Below are 22,370 nucleotides of genomic sequence, written 5' to 3'. Positions count from 1 at the left end.
TATTGGCAAGTCTGTTCATTTGCTAGCGATGAGGATGACGCATGACGCCAGAACTGCGCTGCATACGATCGCATGTCATTTTTTTACTTATGCTATTCATTTTCACCCTGTTCGTGCCAAAGCAGGGGCTTGCCGGTCAGGTAACGCATCACCGTTTCCACTCTGAAACGCTGGGCAGAAATTACCCTTACTCACTCTACCTGCCTGATGGTTATCATGATTCAGGGCTCAACTACCCGGTGGTGTACCTACTGCATGGTTCTTTTGGCACAAGCCGTGATTGGGTTAGCCGCGGAGCGCTTGAAGAGGTGGCCGACCGACTGATCCGCCGCGGGGATATCCCCCCCGCCATCTTTGTTATGCCTGGCAGCCAAAGCTGGTGGGTCGATGGATATAACGAGTCGGCACGCACAGCCTTTCTGGATGATCTAATGCCACATATCGAATCGCTCTGGCGAGTGGTGCCTGAGCGTGAATGGCGCGGTATCGGCGGACTCTCTGCCGGAGGCTACGGTAGTATCAACCTGGCCCTTGAGAACCCGGCACTATTTGCTGCCACCGCGGCGCTAAGCCCTGCTAGTTATTATCCATTACCACCACTGAATTCAACGGCTCGTGAGCATCCAGCCTTTTTAGACGATGACAGCCGTTTTGATGAATCTCTCTGGAAAAATCTTAATTACGCTAGCCACGTAGACAGCTACTTAAATCAATCGCTGGTGGTACCCATCTATTTGAGTGCAGGAACTCGCGATATCTATAACGCTGTGGAACATGCACGCCGTTTACAGGCCGCACTCATGCCGCACCAGGCGGGTCAAATCCCACTAGAGGTGTTTTCTGGCGGCCATACCTGGCGTGTCTGGCGGGCAAGCCTCGCGCCTGCGCTGAAGTTCATGTTTCGTCACCTTGAGTCACCCGTACCGACGTCTTCACTCGACAGTTAGCGCCCGCTGATAACTCTCATTCGCGCCGATGAAAATGACGGATGCAGGTTGATGAGTCATGGGGTGAATGGGCTCACGCACCTCCCGTAAGTAAAACCCGTTGTTCGAGAACAGCGCTACCCAGCTTTCAAGCGTTCTGAAATACCAAGGGGCTGGGTCAGTAAACTCCGGGCTAAAGCCTGCCCAGGAGCCTTGCCGCCAACTGTCTGTATAAGACTCGCCACCCGCCAGCAACGGGTGAGGTGTTTGCACGATAAACACCCCGCCCGGCTTCAGGTTCAACGGTATGGCTCTAAACAACGCATCGACCGACTCCTTTCCCAACAGCGAAAAGTTACAGACAACCACATCGAACAGGCCTTCAACCGCGCCAGCGGCAATGCCTTGGTAGGATTCGACCCGGAACTCGCGCCCACCAGCGCTTATCGCCTGCTCAATAAGGTCTGGCACCACATCAACCCCGACCAGGTGCGTGACCTGAGGCGCGAGTTCACGGATAAGCCACCCTTCGCCGCAGCCAATATCAAGAACCGACTCGGGAGAAACGCTAAGCACAGCCTCAACGATAGCCTTGTCGGTTGTCAGCTTGCGGCTTTCAATGTGCCCGCCTCGCACCGCTGCAGACCACTGAGCTGAGTTCTTCTCCCATGAATCTATAATCTTTTCATCACTAAGCGGGTTCATGGAATTATCCCTTTCAAAACGTGAATACCCGGCGCAGCGGTGAGCGCCACTTCTACTCCATATACGGATACCACCATAATTGCATCCCAGGACACACCCTTCAGCCGCGTCTTTGGTTGAATATCGAGAAATCAGCCGTTCGACCCTTGCAACCGGCACACAGCAAGGCTGGCTCGCGTGCTCTTCCTTCTCACCCGGATTCAGGGATTTTTAATCATTTAAACGCTTGATTTAAAGGTGGCATAGCTTGACTTTTCTGATGAACCATTAATCCTTTACGATCACCTTTATAAAGTGCATCATAAGAAGATTATTACTTATCAAGACAACTTGAAAAAGCTATTTATTACATTAAAAAAACATGAAAAATATGAAAAAAATTAACAAAAAACTCACCAGCAGGTAAAAAAGTTACAGTAAGATATTTTTTTATTATTATAAATTTCACACAAGGCTTTAACAACCTAAGTGATTTAAAATATTAAAAAAACAAGACAAGATTATTATGAATAATAAATCATGCACGACGCGACAAGAAGATACTAACTTTTGTTGAATTAAAATCATGGAGTTTTTATGTCACAAAGTTGGTTGTTTCTAAAACATTTTTTACGCTCCCCTATCGCAATTGGCAGCGTCATCCCAAGTTCACGTCATCTGGCTGCCGCTATGGTTCGGTGTGTAGAATGGGAGCAAGCTGACGTTATTATTGAACTTGGCGCTGGCACAGGTGTTATAACACAAGAGATCAATACGTTACGCTGCGAAAATTCAACATTTTTATCTTTCGAATATGAAAACTCATTGCGTGAAAATCTTACTCAACGCTATCCCAATGTCAATTTTTATAAAAACGCCTTTCAATTAAAAGACCAGATGGCCGCCCAACAGCAAGGCAAAACAAGAGCTGACTGCATTATATCTGGCTTACCGTTTGCAAATTTTTCTCCGCAGCAACGCAGTGATCTACTTAGCGACATTTATGAAGTTTTAAGTCCGGGCGGTTTATTTGTCGCATTTCAGTACACTCGCCAGCTTCAACCATTTCTTATATCATCTTATGATAAATTTGACTGTCATAGAGTATGGGCTAACTTACCCCCTGCCTATGTGTATTTATGTCAAAAAACATCTTTATCAAATAATTTTTAACGTGCAACTGGCACCCCTTTATTAGATATTTGAAAATATTGGCAACCTGTTCATCTCATGTTCGATACCTTACCCTGATACCGCCGTCGCATAACCCATACTTCAGACGTGCATGGCGATGCCTGCGGCGTCTTCTCCATCTCCTTCTTCTGCTTCTCCTTCATTTTCTTGTCGTGATTAATGTAAACTTAGCGGAAACACTTCAGCGATCGCTGACGGTGTCTATTTTTATTGGCGGCTCACGCATTCAGCCAATGCGATAAGGGGATTACCATGACAACGTCTTATGCTAATGAGGCCATTAGCAACCAGACAGTCAAGCAATTAGACCGTCAGGGGGTATTTCACTCCTGGTCAGCGCAGGGGGCGCTGGACCCAGTAGCGATCAAAAGCGGTAGTGGCTGCCGGTTATGGGATTACGACGGCCGTGAGTACCTGGACTTTTCCAGCCAGATGGTAAATACCAATATTGGCCACCAACACCCCAAAGTGCTTGAGGCGATCAAGACTCAGCTTGATGAACTGGCCACGTTGGCGCCAGCCCATGCCAACTACGCACGAGGCTTGGCTGCCGAGAAGATTCTGGCCCGCGCACCTGAAAGGTTCAAAAAAGTGTTTTTCACCAATGGCGGCGCTGATGCCGTCGAGAATGCGATTCGTCTGGCGCGCAAGGTCACCGGCCGGGAAAAGGTGCTCTCGGCCTACCGTTCCTACCATGGCGGAACGGGGTCGGCCATTGCAGCCACCGGTGACTTCCGGCGTTTTCCCAACGAGTTCGCCCGTGGCCACGTGCACTTCTTTACCCCCTACCTCTACCGCACCGACTTCTGGGCGCAGAATGAAGCCGAGGAATGCACCCGCGCCCTGCAACACCTGCGCCGGGTGATTGAGTCGGAAGGGGCTGGCTCTATTGCGGCCATTCTGCTGGAAACCGTTCCCGGCACGGCGGGTATTCTGGTGCCGCCGGAAGGGTATCTGGCAGGCGTCAGGGCGCTGGCGGATGAGTTCGGCATCATGCTGATTCTGGATGAGGTGATGGCTGGTTTCGGGCGCACCGGCCAGTGGCTGGCACTCGACCACTTTGGCGTGACGCCGGACCTGATCACTTTCGCCAAAGGCGTCAATTCCGGTTATGTGCCCGTGGGTGGCGTCATGATCTCGGAACACATCGCCCAGCATTACGATGACACTGTCTTCTTTGGCGGCCTTACCTACTCTGGCCACCCGTTAGCCATGGCGTCCATCTGCGCCACGCTGGATGCCATGCAGGAAGAAGACATCGTGGGCAACGCCGAGCGGATTGGCAGAAACGTATTGACCCCTGGCTTGGCGCAGTTGGCCGAGCGGCACGAGATTGTCGGTAACGTGCGAGGGCTGGGCGTGTTCCAGGCAATTGAACTTGTCGAAGACCGGGAAAGCCGCGAGCCACTCAATGCCAATGCCATGGGGCAGCTGAAAGCCGCCTTGATTGAGCGTGGATTGCTGCCCTTCATCGCCGCGAATCGCATTCACGTCGTGCCACCCTGTGTCATCACCGCCCATGAGGCGGAGCAAGGGCTGTCGATCATTGATGATGTACTGACGAACGTCAGGAGCACTTAAACGCAACCTGGCCGACATCGCTTGATGCCGGCCAGGTTATCCGTCTTTCTTTCTATCTATCTACCTAACTATAAAGCCTCGGCCTATCAGAATAACCGCTAAGGCGTGTCGCCCTGCTGTTTTTAGCTGCTCTTCTAAATGTTTTAACAACAGAGCGTCGAGTTCTTCCAGTGCTTTGCTCTGGTTCGTCCACCAGTCGGATGACCAGACCCGGAAAAGCGTCCAGCCCGATGTTCTGGTATGCAGACAATTGTGTGCCCTGCTATGTCGAGGGCTCTATGGCCAAGCCTGCTTCACACGTTCCTGGCCACCATAAAAACTTCATCGGAAGAATATAAATTGGAAAGCGTCGCTTCGACTTCGGCTCCCAATGTCTTGCGGTAGAGCTTTTGCGCGTGATTATCCGCTCGGGTGGTGACAACAATGTGTTTCAAAACCGAGCCTTGATCAGCTAACGGCTCTTTCACTAAGGGCAATGATGCCTGTATCAATGTTTGCCCTATCCCTTGCCCATGGTGGTCTGGCAAAACAGCCAACTGCTCCTGCTCCAGCTCAAGCACGACTTCCGGTCGAAAACCACTTTTATGCGACCAGATAATATAGCCGAGTAAAACGCCTTCTTGCTCCGCAACAAAACAGAAGGTTCTCGGATACGCGTTCAGGCTGCATTCAAGCCACTCCAACGACAACATCTGGCGCACAAAGGCCGCTTTATGAACAATGCCGCCTTGAACAAATCCTCACGTTCCATGATCCGTATTTTCAGCATCACTCCGCATCCTGCAAAAATGAATGATATTAGCCTTGCTACTCAGCTATCTAATTGTGCCGGGCAACCTTTCGGCCAGGAGCGGTCTATTATACCGTCCTGATATAACCTTGTAGTTAGGAGGATGCGGTCGGCAGTCTGAAGTGGTTGTATGGATGTGACCAATTCAATTAAGGAATAATAACCTCAACTGGAGACTGTGCTAAATGACTGCAAAAGGAAGTATTCAAGGGAATTCAAGCTGGACGCCATTAGCCTCGTTTTAGAGCAAGGCTACAACCGAGCGGAAGCCGCGCGCAGCTTGAGTGTCAATGCCACCGGTAGATCAAAGAGCTAGAGCAGGCTCAGGCCTTACAAGAGGGTCCAGGCATGGAACAGCGAGCCTGTAACGAAGGCTCCACCCAACGAGATTGCGATATACAACGCGAAAACCCGGAATTTGACCAGCGCCCACACGGCAATGGCAGCGGGAAGCGAAGTCACACCGCCGGCAATCAAGAAGGCCATGCCCGCACCTGCCTGCATACCTTGATCAATCAGTGTGCCGATCAGTGGCAGTGCAGCATAACCATTGAAATAGGCCGGCACCCCGATGAGCGTTGCAATGACAATGGGAGCAAGACCGTTGCCTCCTAGCGCCTGCGTCACCAGTTCAGCAGGCACATAGGCCAACATCAGGCTTTCCAGCAGGAAGGCCAGCGACAACCATTTCAGAAGAAAGAGGAAGGTCTTGACTCCCTCGGTGCGGAACTTGGCCACGCGAACTGGATCTTGCCAGAACCGCCAGACCGGGGGCTTTGGGTTTCGCACTTTTGCACCGCCGCAGCCGCCATTCCCAATATCATCACGCAGCGGATCAGTCAGCCCCCCAGCGCGGATCAGCAGATGCACGATCGTGCCACCGAGCACCCCCATGCCAACCGCGATAAGCGTCTTGGCGATGGCGAATTCGAACCCCAATACCCCTGTCGTCAGGACGAACATTGCCGGGTCCATCAACGGCGAGGCTAACCAGAATGCCATAACCGGAGCCAGCGGAACGCCAATGGCAAGGAAGGCGGCGATCAGAGGGATCACCCCACAAGAGCAGAACGGCGACAACCCACCTGCCAGCGCCCCCATCATTATCATCATGGCAGGTGCACCCGTGAAAGCGCGGGCGATCAGATTATCGGCCCCGGTTGCACCCGCCCATGCAGCGATCAGGATCGAGGCGCCCAGAAAGGGGGCGATCGAGATGAGTGCGCCTATCACCATGGTCACAGAGGGGGCAACCTGCCCCGTGTCAAACAAGGCAAGGATCAGCAGAATCATCACAAAAGCCAGCCAAGGACGCTCCTTGTTCCAGATGTACTGCCAGATCACGCCAAGCGCGCCAGGTTGCGGAAGAGTCTGATTTTTCATATCTACACCACTAGTTTAATAGTTATTTTAGGCAGCCATTTTTAGGCATTTAGATTCAACGCTGGCACCCCTGTGCAGCATTCGCTCATCAGGAAATCAAGCACCTCACGCAACGCTCCCGTGTCGGCAACATTCTGCACCTCACGTCCGTTACGGGTTTGCAGGACCAATCCCGCCTGTTTCAAGTTCCGCAAATGGTGTGCAAGCGTAGAGGCTGGCATATCCAGATGTTCGGCAATTTCACCCACCAGCAAACCCTCCGGTCCAGCGCGAACTAGCAAACGGAAGAGTGAAAGCCTGGCAGGATGCCCCAAGGCTGAGAGCGCGGCTGCTGCATGGTCTGTTTTTACAGTCATACAATCCAATATAACTAATTTTATAGTTATGTAAAGAGATTTGCTGCTCCGGCCTACACCCGCATGAAGCCATCGCCCTTCTATGACCGCACCGTCGACGGGATGGAGGAGCTAGTGAAATTCGCGCTGCTACTACATGGACACAGCGAGGCACTCAACGACCACTACTCCGAACGCAAGGAGTCTGCGGAGCAGCTCTCCGCCCGCGTTAACCAGCGCACTATCTTATAGGAGTCATCACATGACCACTCAGCAAGATTCATAGGCACCTAGCCTTTCCGAGGGCATGGGGCTGCTATATATATGCGTAGGTGTAAGGTGCCGGCCATCAAGCCCAATCTGTTGATGCTATGATGAGTGAGTTGACTGAGGGTAATTAAGCGATTCGCAGGTGAAGCAGGCTGGGAAAGCCAAGCTATATTAAGCTGTCGACCACAATGCCAGGGCTGATTTTACGGGGAGCGCATACAGAAAAGCCCTGGATTGCCCAGGGCTTTTAGCGCAGCCTATACATCAGGTAAGCGTTTTACTTCAGAAATCAGAAGTAGAAGCGTGTACCGATCAGGATGTTAGTGGCTGAATCGGATAACTTGTCACCGTCAAAATTAACGTCATCTGTTGCGATGTTGTAGTTAATCTCACCAGCAATCGCGATATTATCGTTAATGAAGTATTTAACACCACCTGACAAAGCAACATTCAATGCTGTAACGTCTTCAAAATCAACGTCAGTGCTATCTTTTAAACTTTCATCAAAGTCAAAGTTAGCAGTTGCAAGCCCAGCAGAGGCGCCAACATATGGAACCCAAGATGAGGCGTTGTTGAAGTTATACTCAGTGAACAGGCCTAAATCAAAGTTTAAAACGCTTGCAGAGGCACCAACGCCTGTTTTAGCACCTACTTGCCAGTTATCACGTAAAAAACGGCCGTAAGTTACGTCCAGGTTCAATTCAAAATCATCCTGTGCGTCAAGGTCCAGGTTACCCTGCACACCTAATTCTTGAGTGCCTTGCTCCAGGCGGGCTTCAGCAACCATTGAAGTCATAGCAATCGCGGCAATCAACGTCGATAAAGCGGCTTTTTGTTTCATTTAGTTAAATCCAAAATAATAATGTATATTCTTGCAGCAAACTGCAAACCAACAAAAAATATACCATTTTCTTCTTACATACGTCATTCCAAGTAACTATTCTTAATAACTTCAGGCTCCTGAATACTTCCTGTCGATATATTAAAAATACTCTCAAGAGAGCATGGGCTGCTCGCTTTAAAAGTGAAAAATTCAAAAAATAAATTGTTAAAAGATGTTAGAAATAAGATCATCCCGCTACGGTGCCTGATATCTGTTGATGCCAGTACCCGCCATGCATCTTGCCTTCATTTTTTTGTGGTGAACGCGGTAACCTTGGTGGTTACAACGCTGCTTGTGGTGTTTATACAGGCACAGCGAAATTTTCTCCTAATGGTGCAAAAAAACCACACCCATGACGACACACTGGATACTTGGCCCTGGGGCCATTGGCCGCTTGTTGGCCCATTCGCTGGCTCCGTTTTGTGAGGTGGTGGTGATTGGCCGCCGTGCGTTGCCAACACAGCAAACGCTAACCACGCCCGAGGGCGAGCAGAAGGTGCAGCGCCTTAACACCGTCACGGTGGCCGGGCTGGCCACGCAAGCACCCTCCCCGCCGGATTTTGTGCATATCACCACCAAGGCAATGACTGCTGAGGCAGCGCTGGAAAGCCTGACGAAAAGCCTTCCCTCTCGCCTTTCCCCCACCACGCCGCTGGTACTGTGGCAGAACGGTTTTCTTGCTCAGCCACGGATTACCGAGGCATGGGCGGGGCCGGTGCTGTGCGCCACCACTACCCAGGGCGCTTACCTGACGGGCGATGATGGCGTGGTTCACGCGGGGCGCGGGCCAACCTTCGTGGGGGATCTGTATCATCAACATGGCGCGCTGGCACAAACCCTTGCGCTGGCACTAACCCAGGCGGGGCTTGAGGCAACCGCGGTGAGCGATATTCGCCAGCGCCTTTGGCAGAAGCTCGCGGTTAACGCGGCCATTAACCCGCTGGTGGCGCTGAAGGGAGTGCGAAATGGTGAGCTACGCGATGAGACGTATGCTGGCCATGTGGGGGCAGTCGTGAAAGACGTCGCGGCGATTCTGCACGCTGAGGGCATTCAGCCGCCAAACGGTGGGCACGGTGAGGCCGCGTGGTTAGACCTGGTGTGGCAGGTGGTGGATAACACCGCCAACAATAAAGCGTCGATGCTGCAGGATGTGGAGGCCAAACGCCCCACCGAACGCGAGGCAATTCTGGGGCCCTTGATGGAAAGTGCCAGGCACCATGGATTGCCGTGCGAAGTGTTAAGCAGGCTGGATGCTGAACTGGCCGAGCTGGAGGCTGCGTTTTAAGTCGGGTTAATGGCAGGATGAGCGCGGCTGATCAGTATCCGCCAGCGCTTTTAGCAGGCTAACGTTAGCAAACAGGAATCATTACTACCTTGCGGAAAGCAGGCAGTTCGGTGAGCTGCTGGTACCAGCGTTCGAGATGAGGATGAGGCTGCCAGTTGAGGCCGCAGTTGAACAGGTTATAGATAAAGGGTGCCAGGGCGATATCGCCCAAGCCATAGGTATCGCCGGAGAACCAGGGCTGCGTTGCCAGCGCATCGTCCAGAATGGTGAGAAGCTTTTCGCATTCCTGTTGCGCGGCCTCTATCGCTGCCTTATCACGATTTTCCGGTGGGGTTCTGATATAGCTTGTCAGAATCGCGCGATGGCGCGTCGCCAGCGTGATATTGGCCCAGTCCATCCACTTTTCTGCCTGGGCACGTTTGGCGGGTGGCTCAATCCATAATTTGCCCTGCCCGTATTCAGCGGCCAGGTAGCGAAGAATGGCGTTGGATTCCCAGAGCACGCTATCGGTCGCGTCATCCTTGATCATCGGCACCAGGCCGTTGGGGTTCATGGCCAGGTATTCCGGCGTGTCGTTCACCCCGTGATGAAGGCCTGCCTCAATCTGCGTGTAGGGCAGTTCCAACTCTTCCAGCACCCACAGCACTTTTTTGACGTTGGTGGAATTATTGCGGCCCCAAAGCGTGATCATGGCAATCCCTTCTGTATCAGTAACAAACCGTCAGTATTAAACAGTCAGTGTATTAAACTAACTGAGTTTGCCCCGCAGTCGCCTGCGAGGCAACCATTCACGATTCACAACTTACGATTCACAACTTACGACTTACGACTTACGATATTCCCCACTCACGATTCCCCATCCTGATAGAACTGCATCAGGCTGGAGAAGTCTTTGCTGCCGTTACCTTTGGCACGGTGCAGGGTGAACAGGGAGCGGGCGGCGGAGCCCATGGGCACGGGCGAGCCGCTGAGCTGACTGACGTCCATGGCCAGGCCCAGGTCCTTGAACATCAGATCGACCATAAAGCCGCCTTGATAGCCGTTGGAGGCCGGGGCATTTTCCATCACGCCGGGGTAAGGGTTGTAGACATTCAGCGCCCAGTTACCGCCGGAGCTCTGCTTCATGATTTCGGAAAGTACGGCGGGGTCGAGGCCGTTTTTAACCCCCATATTGATCGCTTCACAGGTGCCCGCCATAAGAATCGACAGCAGCATGTTGTTGCATACCTTAGCCACCTGCCCGGCACCATGGTCGCCCGCATGGAAGATATTCTTGCCCATGGCTTCCAGCACTGGTTTGGCCTGGGCATACTGCGCCTCAGTGCCACCCACAATAAAGGTCAGCGTTCCGGCCTTGGCACCACCTACCCCACCGGAGACCGGCGCATCCACAAAGCCAACGCCTTTTTCGGCACCTGCGGCGGCAACGTCACGGGCGGTGTCGGCATCGATGGTGGAACAGTCAATGACCAGCGAACCCTCTCCCATCTGCTCAAACAGTGGTGCATCACCCTCAACATAAAGGCCGCGTACATGCTTGCCTGCTGGCAGCATGGAAATCACCACCTCTGCGCCACTGGCCGCTTCTGCGGCGGACTCTGCCACATGGCAGCCCTGCTGTCTGGCAGCATCCAGTGCATCGGCAGAGAGGTCAAAAGCGCGCACCTCAAACCCGGCCTTGGCCAGATTGGCCGCCATTGGCCCACCCATGTTGCCTAAACCGATAAATGCGATCGTCTTCATATTATTAGCCTTGTTAACGAATATTGGATTTGTGAAAGATAAAACGGGCTATCAGCCCAGGTCCGCCAGCGGATTTTCCGCCCACGGCGGTGTTAGCAGGCCGTCGATGAAGCTGTCTTCCACCGAGGCCACATCCGGGTAGCGCCACTGCGGCTTGCCGTCTTTATCTACCAGCAGCGCGCGAACCCCTTCGGGGAACTCCGAGTGGCGGCAACACTGAACCGACACCGCCAGCTCCGCCTGAAACACCTGTGCCAGTGACATATGCCGGGAGCGTTTGAGCTGCTCATCGATCAGTTTGACCGAGACCGGGCTGCCGTGAGCCAGAGTTTTCTGGGCTTTCTGGAACCACTTGTTATCGCTTTCAATGGCGGCGATGGCAGCGACCGCCTGTTCGATGGTGTCATGGTCCATCAGCTCACGAATCAGCGGGCTGAAGGCATGCACCGGCGATTCCAGCTCGACAAACGCCGCTTGAGAATCCCGTTCAAGCTGGCGCAGTACCTGATTGACCACCCCTTCGGCATCCAGGCTGTCAGCATCACCCCACTGGGCCTGGGTCAGCTGCTCGACCAGGGCGTCGCGTTTATCGCTGGCAATTAGTCGGTCGGCAAGGCCCAGATAATGCGCGTCCAGGGCGTTAATCTGTGCCCCCGTAAGCGCCAGGAAGCGCCCGGTGCCATTGGGCAGGCGGTTAAGGAACCAGCTTGCGCCCACGTCCGGGTATAGGCCGATCGTCACTTCCGGCATGGCCAGGCGCGAGGTTTCGGTCACAATGCGATGACTGCTGGCACTCAGAAGCCCCATGCCACCGCCCATCACAAAGCCATTACCCCAGCAGATTACCGGCTTGCTGAAGGTATGCAGGTGGTAATCCAGACGGTACTCATGGTTGAAAAAGCGCTCGGGGAATTCCGGGTCGCCGTCGCCAATAATCGCCTTGTACAGGTTGACCACATCGCCCCCCGCACAGAAGGCTTTCTCACCGGCGCTGTCGAGCAGTACGGCAACAATCCGGTCGCTGTTTTCCCATTCCGCCAGACGCGGCAGAATTTCCTCGATCATATCCAGCGTCAACGCATTCAGGCTGCGCTCGGCGTTAAGGCGAATTTCTCCGATGGCCCGGCCATCCTGAGTGGGATGTTCGCTAAAAATCACGCTGCTCATGCGATGCTCCTGATAGTCGTTTGGTTAGGCAGTTTACGCTTGGATGAGCTTATAACTCAGCGGCATTATCAGCCAACACCCGACGCGAGATAATCATGCGCATGATTTCGTTGGTGCCCTCCAGAATGCGATGGACGCGGGTATCACGCACGAAACGCTCCATCGGGTATTCCTTGATATAACCGTAACCGCCGTACATCTGCAGCGCTTCGTCACACACTTTGAACCCGATATCGGTGGCGTAGCGTTTGGCCATGGCGCAGTAAACCCCGGCATCTGGCGTACCGGCATCCAGCTTGGCGGCGGCCATACGCACCATCAGGCGAGCAGCGACCAGTTCCGTCACCATATCGGCAAGGCGGAACTGCAGGGCCTGGAAATCTGCCAGACGTTTGCCGAACTGCTTGCGATCCAGCATATATTCGCGGGCTTTATTGATGGCCTGCTGAGCGGTGCCGATGGAACAGGTGGCGATGTTGATTCGCCCACCGTCGAGCCCTTTCATGGCGATTTTGAACCCGTCGCCTTCATTGCCCAGCATATTGATGGCGGGTACGCGAACATCCTCAAAGGTAATCATCCGCGTTGGCTGGCTGTTCCAGCCCATCTTTTCTTCCTTGCGGCCATAGCTGATGCCATCGGTTTTGGCATCCACCGCAAAGGCGGATATTCCGCTTGCCCCTTCACCGCCAGTGCGCGCCATGACTACCAGAAAATCCGTGCTACCCGCGCCGGAAATAAACATTTTGCTGCCGTTAAGCACAAATTCGTCGCCATCCAGCTTGGCCGTGGTTTTGAGCGAGGCTGCATCAGAACCTGCGTTGGGTTCTGTCAGGCAGTAAGAGCCGAGCAGTTCACCGGTGGCGAGTTTTTCACCCCACTGCTCCACCACTTCCGGCTTGCCGAAATCCGCCAGCATCCAGGTCACCATGTTATGAATGGTGAGGTAGGCCGTGGTTGAGGTGCAACCCATGGAAAGCTGTTCGAAAATAATGCTGGCATCCAGCCGCGACAGGCCAAGACCGCCAACGCTTTCCGGTGCATACAATGAACAAAAGCCCAGCTCACCGGCCTTGCGAATGACATCCACGGGAAAAATCGCTTCCTGATCCCATTCAGCCGCATGGGGTTCAAGTTCGTTAAGGGCAAAGTTGCGTGCCATATCGGCAAAGGCGATCTGATCTTCGTTGAGCTCAAAGTTCATGAGGGTCTCCACTGGCTCAGCCTGGGCTGATGCGTTGCTGTTATCATTTTTGGCAGATCTAATTGACGTTAACGTTAACTTACTATTTACCACCTGAGCAAGCAATGGCTTACCCACTTCGACCTTTGACTAACCTGGTGACAGACACAAAAAAGGCGCCCTTCAGCGCCATAAAAACGGGTAACGCGCCTGTCGCCAGGCGCAGATTGATAAGATAGAAGCGCTTTATTTAAAGTTCTTGTTATACATGCGCGTGATTTCACCCACGATACCGCTGCGAAAGCTCAGTACGCAGACCACAAAGATAATCCCCAGAATCACGCTCACCCAGTTACCCAAAGGAGATTGCGCCAGGATATGCTGCAGACTGACCACGATGCTTGCGCCCATCACCGGACCCAGCAGGGTTCCTACGCCGCCCAGCAACGTCATCAGAATGACCTCGCCTGACATATGCCAATGGGCATCCGTCAACGATGCCAGCTGGAAAACCACCGTTTTGGTGGAGCCCGCCAGCCCCGCCAGCGCAGCGGAAATCACAAACGCGAGCAGCTTGTACATGTCGGTGTTGTAACCCAGCGATACGGCACGCGGCTCGTTTTCGCGAATCGCTTTGAGCACCTGCCCATAAGGCGAATGCACGGTACGCTGAACCACCGCAAAGCCGAACAGGAAAACCGCAAATACGAAGTAGTACATGGCCAGATTGCTGCTCAGGCTGATAAACCCGAACAGATCACCACGCGGCACCCCGTGCAACCCGTCTTCACCGCCGGTGAACGGCGCCTGGATAAAGACGAAGAACACCAGCTGCGCCAGCGCCAATGTCACCATGGCAAAGTAAATCCCCTGACGACGAATCGACAGGATACCAAACAAAGTCCCCAGCACCGTTGCTGTCACCGTGCCGGCAATAATCCCCATTTCCGTCGTCAGGCCGGGGTAACTGGCTAGCAGGTAACCGGTGACATAGCCCCCGGTTGCCAGAAAGGCCGCATGCCCGAAAGAGAGCAGCCCTGCATAGCCAAGCAAGAGGTTGAAGGCACAGGCAAATAGCGCAAAGCACAGTATCTTCATCAGGAAAACGGGATAGGCAACAAAAGGCGCTACCAGGCCAATCACCACCAGCGCAAGATAGAACAGATTACGCCGCATGTTGGCACGCTTCTGACGTTCCACTACCGCTGAGGGTCTATCAAATGTTTGAGCATCAGCCATGGTTATGCCTCCTTACCGAACAGGCCCGCAGGACGGAACATCAGAACAAAAATCATCACCAGGAAAATCACGGTGTTGGACGCTTCGGGGTAATACACCTTGGTCAGACCTTCGATGATCCCCATTGCCAGCCCCGTCAGGATGGCCCCCAGAATCGAGCCCATACCGCCGATAACCACCACGGCAAAGACCACAATCAACAAGCTGGACCCCATGGTTGGCGACACCGGATAAAGCGGCGCGGCAAGCACCCCGGCAAACGCCGCCAGGCCCACACCAAACCCGTAGGTCAGGGTGATCAGCAGCGGCACATTGACACCAAAGGCCTGCATCAGCTGGGAGTTTTCCGTACCGGCCCGCAGATAGGCTCCCAGGCGGGTACGTTCAATCATGAACCAGGTGAACAGACACATGGCGAGTGCCGCGACCAGCACCCAGGCGCGGTATGTCGGCAGGAACATGAAGCCAAGATTGAGGCCGCCCTGGAAGACTTCCGGTGTGGCATAGCGTGCCCCGGAAACCCCGAAGAAATTGACCAGTGTTCCTTCAAAAATCAGCGCCAGCCCGAAGGTCAGCAGCAAACCATAGAGATGATCCAGGTGACTGATCCGACGTAGCATATAACGTTCCAGCAACATGCCGAACGCCCCTACTACCAAAGGCACCAGCAAAAGCGCCAGCCAGTAGTTGATTCCCAGGTACTGAAAACCCAGCAAGGTGGCAAAAGCGCCAAGCATGTACTGCGCCCCGTGGGCAAAGTTGACGATTTTCAGTAGACCAAAAATCACCGCCAGCCCCAGGCTAAGCAGCGCGTAAAACGCCCCATTGACCAGCCCCAGGGTAAGCTGCCCCATAAAAACCGCCAGGGGCACGCCAAATATCATCATCATGGTGTAATACTCCTCGCCGTAGCGAAGCGGCCGATCACTACCGGCCGCTTCAGGTACTTATCTCAGTGCAGTGCTATCCGGCGTTAGTTCTGAACCAGGTCGCACTGGCTTTCAGAAAGCGGACGATAAGCTTCCTCGGCAGGAATCGTGCTGAGGATTTCGTAGAGATCCCATTCATTCGTGGAGGCTTCCGGGGTTTTCACCTGAGCCAGGTACATGTCATGAACCATGCGGCCATCTTCACGGATCTGACCATTGCGGGCGAAGAAGTCATTGATCGGCTCGGCGGCCATCTGGGCGCGTACGGTTACCGGATCATCGGTACCCGCCGCTTCAACAGATTTCAGGTAGTGCATGGTGCTGGAGTAAATACCGGCCTGAACCATGGTTGGGCGAGCGCCCACTTCTTCATAGTAACGGTCTGCCCAGGCACGCGCCTCATCATCCATATCCCAGTACCAGCCGGTGGTCAGCAGCAGGTTCTGGGTGGCTTCCAGGCCCAGTGCGTGAACATCGTTAAGGAAGATCAGCAAACCTGCCAGCTGCTGGCCGCTCTGGGTCAGGCCGAACTGGCTGGCGGTGGTGATGGCATTCACCGTATCGGAACCGGCATTGGCCAGACCCACGATCTTGGCACCGGAGCCTTGCGCCTGAAGAATGTAGGAAGAGAAGTCATTGGTCGGGAACGGATGACGCACGCCGCCCACAATTTCGCCGCCGCTTTCTTCTACTACCTTGGTAACATCCGCCTCAAGCGCATGACCGAAGGCGTAGTCGGCTGTCAGCAGGAACCAGCTGTCACCGCCCTGCTCAACCACTGCCTTGGCAGTGCCGTTAGCGAGCGGGTAAGTGTCGTAAACATAGTGGATATGGTTTGGCGTGCAGTGCTCATTGGTGATGCTTGATGCCGCCGACCCGGAAATGATCGCTAGGCCGTTGTTTTCTTCTATTACCTTGGTAACGGCGATAGAAACCGACGAGGCAACCAGCCCGCCGACCATGTCGACGTTATCCCGGTCAATCCATTCGCGGACGGTGTTAGCCCCGACGTCGGCGCTGTTACGGTCATCGGCACTGGATATCTCAATCGGTGCGCCATTGACGCTGCCGCCGAAATCCGCCACCGCCATTTCCATGGCCGTCAAACCACCCGGCCCCGCCAGATCACGGTAAGTACCTGACATGTCAGCCAAATAACCGATACGGACTTCGCCATCGCTCATTTCAGCGTGGGCGGTAGACATTGCCATGCTGGTGGCAGCGGCAACGGCGATACTGGCGGTCAGTGTTTTTTTCATGAAGGTCATCTTCGTCTCCTGGCCCTTGGGGCCTTTGTTGTTGTGTTGCGACGTACGATTGCGACTTGCGATTGTGATCGTTCTGTTTAAATCGTCCGGTTCAGATCGTTCGATCCAGACTGTTGTTTATCTGTTTTTCAGTACGCTTTTCGGCCTGGTTCTGTTGATATGCGATGAGATGTTGTTGCGCTGTAAAGTGTCGCGTTATACCCCCAGCATGCTGTTCAGATGTTCCCGCCGCGAAGGCAGCTCGGCGGCGCTGATTTCTTCAACGATCTGCCCGTGATCCATCACGAAGTGACGATCCGCCAGGGGCGCTGCAAAGCGGAAGTTCTGCTCTACCAGTACAATCGTCATACCTCTGTCCTTGAGCATCACCAGCACCTCACCCAGTTTCTGAACGATAACCGGTGCCAGCCCTTCGGTAATTTCATCGAGCAGCAGAATGCGTGCGCCGGTACGCAGAATTCGCGCCATGGCCAGCATCTGCTGTTCGCCACCGGAAAGCCGGGTGCCCTGGCTGCGCCGCCGCTCATAAAGATTGGGAAACATGGCGTAGATTTCATCCAGCGACATGCCGTCCGAGCGCACCGTGGGGGGCAGCAGCAGATTTTCATGCACATCCAGGCTTGCAAAAATACCGCGTTCTTCCGGGCAGTAACCGATCCCCAGACGCGGTATGTGGTGGGGCTTCATCTGCATGGTTTCATTGCCGTTGATCATGATCGAACCGGTTCGCCGCCCGACCATGTTCATCATCGACTTGAGTGTGGTGCTGCGCCCGGCGCCGTTGCGCCCGAGCAGCGTCACTAACTCGCCCCGCTTAACATCAAAATTGACGCCATGCAGAATATGCGATTCGCCATAAAAAGCGTGCAGATCCTGCACACGGATCATTTCCGCCTGTTGCGGTTGCTGTACTTCAAGCTGTTCTGCGGTATTCACGCGTGTGCCCCCTCTTCCTCGGCCGATTCGGTGCCCATGTAAGCTTCACGGACCTGCGGATTCTTCGAGACACTGGCATAATCACCTTCTGCTAATACAGAACCCCGTGCCAGGACGGTAATCCGATCGCATAACCGACTAACCACGCTGAGATTGTGTTCTACCATCAACACGGTGCGGCCTTTGGAAACGCGCTGGATCAATTCAACAATCCGGTCAACGTCTTCCGCGCCCATGCCCTGGGTAGGTTCATCCAGCAGCATCATGTCCGGATCCAGCGCCAGCGTCGTTGCCACTTCAAGTGCGCGCTTGCGACCATAGGGCATCTCGACGGTGAGAATATCGGCGTATTCGCGAAGCCCGACTTCTTCGAGTAATGCCAGGGCACGCTCATTGAGGTGGTCCAGGGATTTTTCGGATTTCCAGAAATGGAACGACGTGCCCAGGTTGCGCTGTAATGCCACACGGACATTTTCCAGCGCCGTCATATGGGCAAAGACGGCCGATATCTGGAAGGAACGCACCAGCCCCATCCGCGCAATCTCGTTGGATTTCAGGCGGGTAATGTCCTTACCGCGATAGATAATATTGCCCCGAGTGGGCGGTAGAAATTTGGTCAGCAGGTTGAAGACCGTTGTCTTCCCGGCACCGTTAGGGCCGATCAAGGCATGAATATGTCCTTCCTGCACCTGGAGGTTAACGTCATCAACCGCTGTAAATCCGCGGAACTCTTTGGTCAGACCGCGGGTTTCAAGAACCATTTTACTGGCCAGAGCTTCGTCTGCACTCATACCGTAACAAGCCTCTTTGTTGTTATTGTGCTGACTTAATTCACCGACCAAGCAATTTCATTAGCCGGCGCTCTATCTTTACCTAAACGTAAGATGTGACCTCAAATTAGCAATGTAAATAGGGCTGTGACAATTACAACTTTGGTCTACGCAACAGGGTCTTTGCCTCTAAAAATGCCTATATATATTTAAAAATCATGTAGTTAAATATTTCGAGTAATAAAAAACATTAAGCAATCTTCACTTTACGTTAACGTGAACTTGTTTTAGCCTCAATGAAAAGGTTCCATACATGACGTACCCCCTGTCAAACGTCCTCGTCGAGAGAACCTAACAAGAGACACAACACGATGAGTAAAACTTACACAATCAGTGAGCTGGCCGGTGAGTTTGATGTCACGACACGCAGTATTCGCTTTTATGAAGACCAGGAGCTTCTGCACCCTGGCCGACGTGGACAGACCCGCGTGTACAGCAGCAAAGACCGCGTTCGCCTGAAGTTGACCTTGAGAGGTAAACGCCTGGGCTTTTCGCTGGCGGAAATCCGTGAACTGTTTGAACTCTGGGATGAAACCCGTAGCGGCAGTGAAAAACAGCTGCAGCTGATGTTAAGCAAAATTGCCGAACGTCGCGCCGCCCTGGAACAACAGATGAAAGACATCACCATGGTGCAGCTGGAGCTGGAAAGCGCTGAGATACGCTGCCGCCAGGCACTGGAAGAAATGAACGAAAAACAGGATAGCCGTAACCCGGACGATAAAGGTTCTACTGAATCAGCCACGATGCACTGAATTGTTGTAATAACCGTTTTCTCGCAATCGTTTCCAAAAACCGTTTTTCTACGACCGTTTTCAACAACCGTTTCTTCACCGCACTTTTTACAGCGGTTGCAAATAACCAGAAATGAGACGTCCGATGACGTCTCACGACACGCGCAAAGGTGATTGACCATGTTTACCCACTACTCAGAACTAAACTTCGGCCTTGATGATGAACTGAACATGCTGCGTGAGCAGGTCAACGCCTTCGCGCGGGATGAAATTGCGCCTCGCGCCGCTGAGATCGATGCCAATAACGAATTCCCCAACGATCTGTGGAAGAAATTTGGCGATATGGGGCTGCTGGGTATCACCGTCTCCGAAGAAGACGGCGGTAGCGGCATGGGCTATTTGGCCCACTGCATTGCCATGGAAGAAATTTCCCGCGCCAGCGCATCCGTGGGGCTTTCCTACGGTGCTCACTCGAACCTTTGCGTTAACCAGTTGAAGATCAATGGTTCACCGGAACAGAAAAGCAAATACCTGCCTAAACTGATCAGCGGTGACCATGTGGGCGCTCTGGCCATGTCGGAACCGGGCGCAGGTTCTGATGTGGTTTCCATGCAGTTGCGTGCCCGCAAAGAAGGCGATCAGTACATTCTCAACGGCAACAAGATGTGGATCACCAATGGGCCGGATGCGGATGTGCTGGTGGTCTACGCCAAGACCGACCCGGAGGCAGGCTCGAAAGGCATTACCGCCTTTATCATCGAAAAAGGCATGCCCGGCTTCACCACCGCCCAGAAGCTCGACAAGCTGGGGATGCGTGGCTCCAACACCTGTGAGCTGGTCTTCCAAGACTGCGCCGTCCCGGCCGACAATATCCTGGGCGAGGAAGGCAAAGGCGTGCGTGTATTGATGAGCGGGCTGGACTATGAGCGTGCAGTGCTTGCGGCTGGCCCGATCGGCATCATGCAGGCGGCGATGGATGTGGTCATGCCCTATATTCACGAACGCAAGCAGTTTGGTCAGTCGATTGGTGAGTTCCAACTGGTGCAGGGCAAGGTGGCGGATATGTACACCACCATGAACGCCTGCCGCGCTTATCTTTACGCGGTTGCCGGTGCCTGCGACCGGGGCCAGACCTCACGCAAAGATGCCGCAGGTGTGATTCTTTACTGCGCCGAGAAAGCCACTCAGGTCGCACTGGATGCCATCCAGCTGCTCGGCGGTAACGGTTATATCAACGAATACCCCACCGGACGCCTGCTGCGTGATGCCAAGCTGTATGAAATTGGTGCTGGCACCAGCGAAATCCGCCGCATGCTGATCGGCCGCGAGCTGTTCAGCGAGTCGGTATAAACATGGCTTCTTGTTCGTCATTTTCCTTGTCCAGCGCTAATGGAGCCGACTAATGGCCGTGTTAAAAACCCATATCAATCCCCGCAGCGACGTTTTTCTGGCGAATGCGGCCAGCATGCAGGCCCAGGTCCTGAAGCTGAATGAACTGACCGCCGCCATCAGCCAGGGCGGCGGTGAAAAGGCCCGCCAGCGGCATGAATCACGGGGCAAGCTTTTTGTCCGTGACCGGATTGACCACCTGATTGATGAAGGCTCGCCGTTTCTGGAATTTTCCAGCCTCGCGGCCCACGACGTTTACGACAGTGACATTCCGGCAGCCGGTGTCGTGACCGGTATCGGGCGAGTCTCAGGCGTTGAATGTGTGATTGTCGCCAACGATGCGACCGTCAAGGGCGGGACCTACTTTCCGCTGACCGTCAAGAAGCACATCCGCGCTCAGGAAATTGCCCGTAAGCATCGTCTGCCATGTATCTATCTGGTCGATTCCGGCGGTGCCTTCCTGCCCCGCCAGGATGAAGTCTTCCCGGACCGGGATCATTTCGGGCGTATTTTCTATAACCAGGCCACCCTGTCCGCCGAAGGTATTCCACAGATTGCCGTGGTCATGGGTTCCTGCACCGCAGGCGGCGCTTACGTGCCCGCCATGGCGGATGAATCAATCATCGTTAAAGAACAGGGCACCATCTTCCTGGGTGGCCCACCGCTGGTTAAAGCGGCCACCGGTGAAAGCATCAGTGCCGAAGACCTGGGTGGCGCCGATGTTCACGCCAAGGTCAGCGGCGTTGCCGATCACTACGCCGAAAACGACGCTCACGCCCTGCAGCTGGCCCGTGCCTGCGTGTCACGCCTGAACTGGCAGAAACGCGGCAAGCTTGCCATGCAGTCGCCCAAACCGCCACAGCTTGACCCGGCCGAGCTTTACGGCATTGTTGGCACCGACCTGAAAAAGCCCTTTGATGTACGCGAAGTCATTGGTCGGATTGTCGACGACTCTGATTTTGATGAATTCAAGCGCTACTACGGCGACACCCTGGTCACGGGTTTTGCCCATATTCATGGCCACCCGGTGGGCATTGTCGCCAATAACGGTGTGCTGTTTTCCGAAAGTGCCGTCAAGGGCGCGCACTTTATCGAGCTGTGCGCGCAGCGCAAGATTCCCCTGGTGTTCCTGCAGAACATCACCGGCTTTATGGTCGGTTCAAAATACGAGCATGAAGGCATTGCCAAGCACGGCGCCAAGCTGGTGACGGCGGTGGCCTGTGCCAAGGTGCCCAAGTTTACCGTTTTGATCGGGGGCAGTTTCGGTGCGGGTAACTACGGCATGTGCGGCCGCGCCTTCGAGCCCAACCTGCTGTTTATGTGGCCCAACGCGCGTATTTCCGTCATGGGCGGCGAGCAGGCGGCTGGCGTACTCTCCCAGGTCAAACGCGAGCAGTACGAGCGCGATGGCCGAGAGTGGACCGCAGAGGAAGAAGAAGCCTTCAAGAAACCCACCCGTGAACAGTATGAGCACCAGGGCCACCCTTACTACGCCAGCGCCCGGCTGTGGGATGACGGCGTGATTGACCCCGCCCAGACCCGTGATGTACTGGGCCTGTCCCTGGCTGCGGCGATGAACGCCGAGATTGAAGAAACACGCTTCGGCGTGTTCCGGATGTAAGGA

General features: G+C 54.1%; 21 protein-coding genes and 2 pseudogenes. 9 read left to right on the top strand and 14 right to left on the bottom strand.

The annotated features are described in order from the left end of the window. Window positions 1-41: 41 nt before the first annotated feature. Window positions 42-947, top strand: coding sequence for an alpha/beta hydrolase (locus ACU6TU_RS06745; RefSeq protein WP_447143791.1), 906 nt, complete (start codon window positions 42-44; stop codon window positions 945-947). Here ACU6TU_RS06745 and ACU6TU_RS06740 read toward each other — a convergent pair. Beyond that, complete coding sequence (locus tag ACU6TU_RS06740) at window positions 933-1,631, bottom strand: class I SAM-dependent DNA methyltransferase (RefSeq protein ID WP_447143790.1); 699 nt, start codon at window positions 1,629-1,631, stop codon at window positions 933-935. The genes ACU6TU_RS06745 and ACU6TU_RS06740 overlap by 15 nt on opposite strands. 576 nt (window positions 1,632-2,207) lie before the next feature. Between ACU6TU_RS06740 and ACU6TU_RS06735 the strand changes: the two genes are divergently transcribed. Further along, complete coding sequence (locus ACU6TU_RS06735) at window positions 2,208-2,783, top strand: class I SAM-dependent methyltransferase (RefSeq protein ID WP_447143789.1); 576 nt, start codon at window positions 2,208-2,210, stop codon at window positions 2,781-2,783. A gap of 273 nt (window positions 2,784-3,056) precedes the next feature. Beyond that, window positions 3,057-4,385 carry an aminotransferase class III-fold pyridoxal phosphate-dependent enzyme gene (locus ACU6TU_RS06730; protein ID WP_447143788.1) on the top strand — a complete coding sequence of 443 codons (1,329 nt, stop codon included), beginning with the start codon at window positions 3,057-3,059 and terminating at the stop codon, window positions 4,383-4,385. A 293-nt stretch (window positions 4,386-4,678) separates the two neighbouring features. On the opposite strand, the gene ACU6TU_RS06725 is transcribed toward ACU6TU_RS06730, so the two are convergent. Continuing rightward, window positions 4,679-5,077, bottom strand: coding sequence for a GNAT family N-acetyltransferase (locus ACU6TU_RS06725; protein ID WP_447144199.1), 399 nt, complete (start codon window positions 5,075-5,077; stop codon window positions 4,679-4,681). A 276-nt stretch (window positions 5,078-5,353) separates the two neighbouring features. On the opposite strand from ACU6TU_RS06725, the pseudogene ACU6TU_RS06720 reads away from it, so the two are divergent. Further along, window positions 5,354-5,470: pseudogene (locus ACU6TU_RS06720) on the top strand (transposase); the annotation flags it as partial. Between the two features lie 35 nt (window positions 5,471-5,505). On the opposite strand, the gene ACU6TU_RS06715 reads toward ACU6TU_RS06720, so the two are convergent. Both ACU6TU_RS06715 and ACU6TU_RS06710 read right to left on the bottom strand, forming a co-directional pair. Beyond that, window positions 5,506-6,558 (bottom strand): permease, encoded by a 1,053-nt coding sequence (locus tag ACU6TU_RS06715; RefSeq protein ID WP_447143787.1) that lies wholly within the window; start codon window positions 6,556-6,558, stop codon window positions 5,506-5,508. 41 nt (window positions 6,559-6,599) lie between these two features. Beyond that, complete coding sequence (locus ACU6TU_RS06710) at window positions 6,600-6,914, bottom strand: ArsR/SmtB family transcription factor (RefSeq protein WP_447143786.1); 315 nt, start codon at window positions 6,912-6,914, stop codon at window positions 6,600-6,602. Window positions 6,915-6,974: 60 nt separating this feature from the next. Here ACU6TU_RS06710 and ACU6TU_RS06705 point away from each other — a divergent pair. Continuing rightward, window positions 6,975-7,145 (top strand): annotated as a pseudogene (locus ACU6TU_RS06705) (arsenical resistance protein ArsH); the annotation flags it as partial. Between the two features lie 307 nt (window positions 7,146-7,452). Here ACU6TU_RS06705 and ACU6TU_RS06700 read toward each other — a convergent pair. After that, window positions 7,453-8,004, bottom strand: a complete 552-nt coding sequence (locus tag ACU6TU_RS06700; RefSeq protein ID WP_447143785.1) for an outer membrane beta-barrel protein — start codon at window positions 8,002-8,004, stop codon at window positions 7,453-7,455. Between the two features lie 394 nt (window positions 8,005-8,398). Here ACU6TU_RS06700 and ACU6TU_RS06695 point away from each other — a divergent pair, with 394 nt between their 5' ends. Continuing rightward, window positions 8,399-9,331 carry a ketopantoate reductase family protein gene (locus ACU6TU_RS06695; RefSeq protein ID WP_447143784.1) on the top strand — a complete coding sequence of 311 codons (933 nt, stop codon included), beginning with the start codon at window positions 8,399-8,401 and terminating at the stop codon, window positions 9,329-9,331. Between the two features lie 64 nt (window positions 9,332-9,395). Here the strand turns inward: ACU6TU_RS06695 and ACU6TU_RS06690 are convergent, their stop codons facing one another. The 9 genes from ACU6TU_RS06690 to ACU6TU_RS06650 all read right to left on the bottom strand — a co-directional run bounded on the left by ACU6TU_RS06690 (window position 9,396) and on the right by ACU6TU_RS06650 (window position 18,587). Further along, window positions 9,396-10,022 (bottom strand): glutathione S-transferase family protein, encoded by a 627-nt coding sequence (locus ACU6TU_RS06690; RefSeq protein ID WP_447143783.1) that lies wholly within the window; start codon window positions 10,020-10,022, stop codon window positions 9,396-9,398. 155 nt (window positions 10,023-10,177) lie between these two features. Then, window positions 10,178-11,074, bottom strand: coding sequence for a 3-hydroxyisobutyrate dehydrogenase (gene mmsB, locus ACU6TU_RS06685; protein WP_447143782.1), 897 nt, complete (start codon window positions 11,072-11,074; stop codon window positions 10,178-10,180). Between the two features lie 51 nt (window positions 11,075-11,125). Further along, window positions 11,126-12,241 carry an enoyl-CoA hydratase/isomerase family protein gene (locus ACU6TU_RS06680; protein WP_447143781.1) on the bottom strand — a complete coding sequence of 372 codons (1,116 nt, stop codon included), beginning with the start codon at window positions 12,239-12,241 and terminating at the stop codon, window positions 11,126-11,128. A gap of 49 nt (window positions 12,242-12,290) precedes the next feature. Continuing rightward, window positions 12,291-13,445 carry an acyl-CoA dehydrogenase family protein gene (locus ACU6TU_RS06675; protein WP_447143780.1) on the bottom strand — a complete coding sequence of 385 codons (1,155 nt, stop codon included), beginning with the start codon at window positions 13,443-13,445 and terminating at the stop codon, window positions 12,291-12,293. A 225-nt stretch (window positions 13,446-13,670) separates the two neighbouring features. Next, the gene (locus tag ACU6TU_RS06670) at window positions 13,671-14,663 is read right to left on the bottom strand and encodes a branched-chain amino acid ABC transporter permease (protein ID WP_447143779.1); all 993 of its coding nucleotides are present in this window, start codon (window positions 14,661-14,663) and stop codon (window positions 13,671-13,673) included. 2 nt (window positions 14,664-14,665) lie between these two features. Continuing rightward, a complete protein-coding gene (locus ACU6TU_RS06665) occupies window positions 14,666-15,553 on the bottom strand; it encodes a branched-chain amino acid ABC transporter permease (RefSeq protein ID WP_447143778.1) in 888 nt (295 codons plus the stop codon). Window positions 15,554-15,636: 83 nt separating this feature from the next. Then, window positions 15,637-16,860 carry an ABC transporter substrate-binding protein gene (locus ACU6TU_RS06660; protein ID WP_447143777.1) on the bottom strand — a complete coding sequence of 408 codons (1,224 nt, stop codon included), beginning with the start codon at window positions 16,858-16,860 and terminating at the stop codon, window positions 15,637-15,639. 195 nt (window positions 16,861-17,055) lie between these two features. Next, on the bottom strand, window positions 17,056-17,796 hold the full coding sequence (locus tag ACU6TU_RS06655; RefSeq protein ID WP_447143776.1) for an ABC transporter ATP-binding protein: 741 nt from the start codon (window positions 17,794-17,796) through the stop codon (window positions 17,056-17,058). Continuing rightward, on the bottom strand, window positions 17,793-18,587 hold the full coding sequence (locus ACU6TU_RS06650; protein ID WP_447143775.1) for an ABC transporter ATP-binding protein: 795 nt from the start codon (window positions 18,585-18,587) through the stop codon (window positions 17,793-17,795). The genes ACU6TU_RS06655 and ACU6TU_RS06650 overlap by 4 nt, the downstream gene beginning before the upstream one ends. 350 nt (window positions 18,588-18,937) lie before the next feature. Between ACU6TU_RS06650 and ACU6TU_RS06645 the strand changes: the two genes are divergently transcribed. From ACU6TU_RS06645 to ACU6TU_RS06635, 3 genes are all read left to right on the top strand, one after another. Continuing rightward, entirely contained in the window at window positions 18,938-19,378 is a 441-nt protein-coding gene (locus tag ACU6TU_RS06645; RefSeq protein ID WP_447143774.1) for a MerR family transcriptional regulator, read from the top strand. 159 nt (window positions 19,379-19,537) lie between these two features. Further along, window positions 19,538-20,707: an isovaleryl-CoA dehydrogenase gene (locus tag ACU6TU_RS06640; RefSeq protein ID WP_447143773.1), complete on the top strand. Its 1,170-nt coding sequence runs from the start codon at window positions 19,538-19,540 to the stop codon at window positions 20,705-20,707. A 52-nt stretch (window positions 20,708-20,759) separates the two neighbouring features. Beyond that, entirely contained in the window at window positions 20,760-22,367 is a 1,608-nt protein-coding gene (locus ACU6TU_RS06635; RefSeq protein WP_447143772.1) for a carboxyl transferase domain-containing protein, read from the top strand. Window positions 22,368-22,370: the final 3 nt, after the last annotated feature.

This window comes from Halomonas sp. LS-001 (assembly GCF_052983955.1).
The sequence above is the reverse complement of the archived record's forward strand: the minus strand, read 5'-3'. Positions and strand labels throughout refer to the sequence as shown.

What these genes read in the sequence shown, in the direction of transcription:
- ACU6TU_RS06735 (WP_447143789.1), top strand. Translation starts at nt 2,208, where the DNA reads ATGTCACAAAGTTGGTTGTTTCTAAAACATTTTTTACGCTCCCCTATC.
- ACU6TU_RS06730 (WP_447143788.1), top strand. Translation starts at nt 3,057, where the DNA reads ATGACAACGTCTTATGCTAATGAGGCCATTAGCAACCAGACAGTCAAG.
- ACU6TU_RS06695 (WP_447143784.1), top strand. Translation starts at nt 8,399, where the DNA reads ATGACGACACACTGGATACTTGGCCCTGGGGCCATTGGCCGCTTGTTG.
- ACU6TU_RS06645 (WP_447143774.1), top strand. Translation starts at nt 18,938, where the DNA reads ATGAGTAAAACTTACACAATCAGTGAGCTGGCCGGTGAGTTTGATGTC.
- ACU6TU_RS06640 (WP_447143773.1), top strand. Translation starts at nt 19,538, where the DNA reads ATGTTTACCCACTACTCAGAACTAAACTTCGGCCTTGATGATGAACTG.
- ACU6TU_RS06745 (WP_447143791.1), top strand. Translation starts at nt 42, where the DNA reads ATGACGCCAGAACTGCGCTGCATACGATCGCATGTCATTTTTTTACTT.
- ACU6TU_RS06660 (WP_447143777.1), bottom strand. Translation starts at nt 16,860, where the DNA reads ATGACCTTCATGAAAAAAACACTGACCGCCAGTATCGCCGTTGCCGCT.
- ACU6TU_RS06690 (WP_447143783.1), bottom strand. Translation starts at nt 10,022, where the DNA reads ATGATCACGCTTTGGGGCCGCAATAATTCCACCAACGTCAAAAAAGTG.
- ACU6TU_RS06740 (WP_447143790.1), bottom strand. Translation starts at nt 1,631, where the DNA reads ATGAACCCGCTTAGTGATGAAAAGATTATAGATTCATGGGAGAAGAAC.
- ACU6TU_RS06670 (WP_447143779.1), bottom strand. Translation starts at nt 14,663, where the DNA reads ATGGCTGATGCTCAAACATTTGATAGACCCTCAGCGGTAGTGGAACGT.
- ACU6TU_RS06635 (WP_447143772.1), top strand. Translation starts at nt 20,760, where the DNA reads ATGGCCGTGTTAAAAACCCATATCAATCCCCGCAGCGACGTTTTTCTG.
- ACU6TU_RS06710 (WP_447143786.1), bottom strand. Translation starts at nt 6,914, where the DNA reads ATGACTGTAAAAACAGACCATGCAGCAGCCGCGCTCTCAGCCTTGGGG.
- mmsB (WP_447143782.1), bottom strand. Translation starts at nt 11,074, where the DNA reads ATGAAGACGATCGCATTTATCGGTTTAGGCAACATGGGTGGGCCAATG.
- ACU6TU_RS06665 (WP_447143778.1), bottom strand. Translation starts at nt 15,553, where the DNA reads ATGATGATGATATTTGGCGTGCCCCTGGCGGTTTTTATGGGGCAGCTT.
- ACU6TU_RS06725 (WP_447144199.1), bottom strand. Translation starts at nt 5,077, where the DNA reads ATGTTGTCGTTGGAGTGGCTTGAATGCAGCCTGAACGCGTATCCGAGA.
- ACU6TU_RS06680 (WP_447143781.1), bottom strand. Translation starts at nt 12,241, where the DNA reads ATGAGCAGCGTGATTTTTAGCGAACATCCCACTCAGGATGGCCGGGCC.
- ACU6TU_RS06650 (WP_447143775.1), bottom strand. Translation starts at nt 18,587, where the DNA reads ATGAGTGCAGACGAAGCTCTGGCCAGTAAAATGGTTCTTGAAACCCGC.
- ACU6TU_RS06715 (WP_447143787.1), bottom strand. Translation starts at nt 6,558, where the DNA reads ATGAAAAATCAGACTCTTCCGCAACCTGGCGCGCTTGGCGTGATCTGG.
- ACU6TU_RS06675 (WP_447143780.1), bottom strand. Translation starts at nt 13,445, where the DNA reads ATGAACTTTGAGCTCAACGAAGATCAGATCGCCTTTGCCGATATGGCA.
- ACU6TU_RS06700 (WP_447143785.1), bottom strand. Translation starts at nt 8,004, where the DNA reads ATGAAACAAAAAGCCGCTTTATCGACGTTGATTGCCGCGATTGCTATG.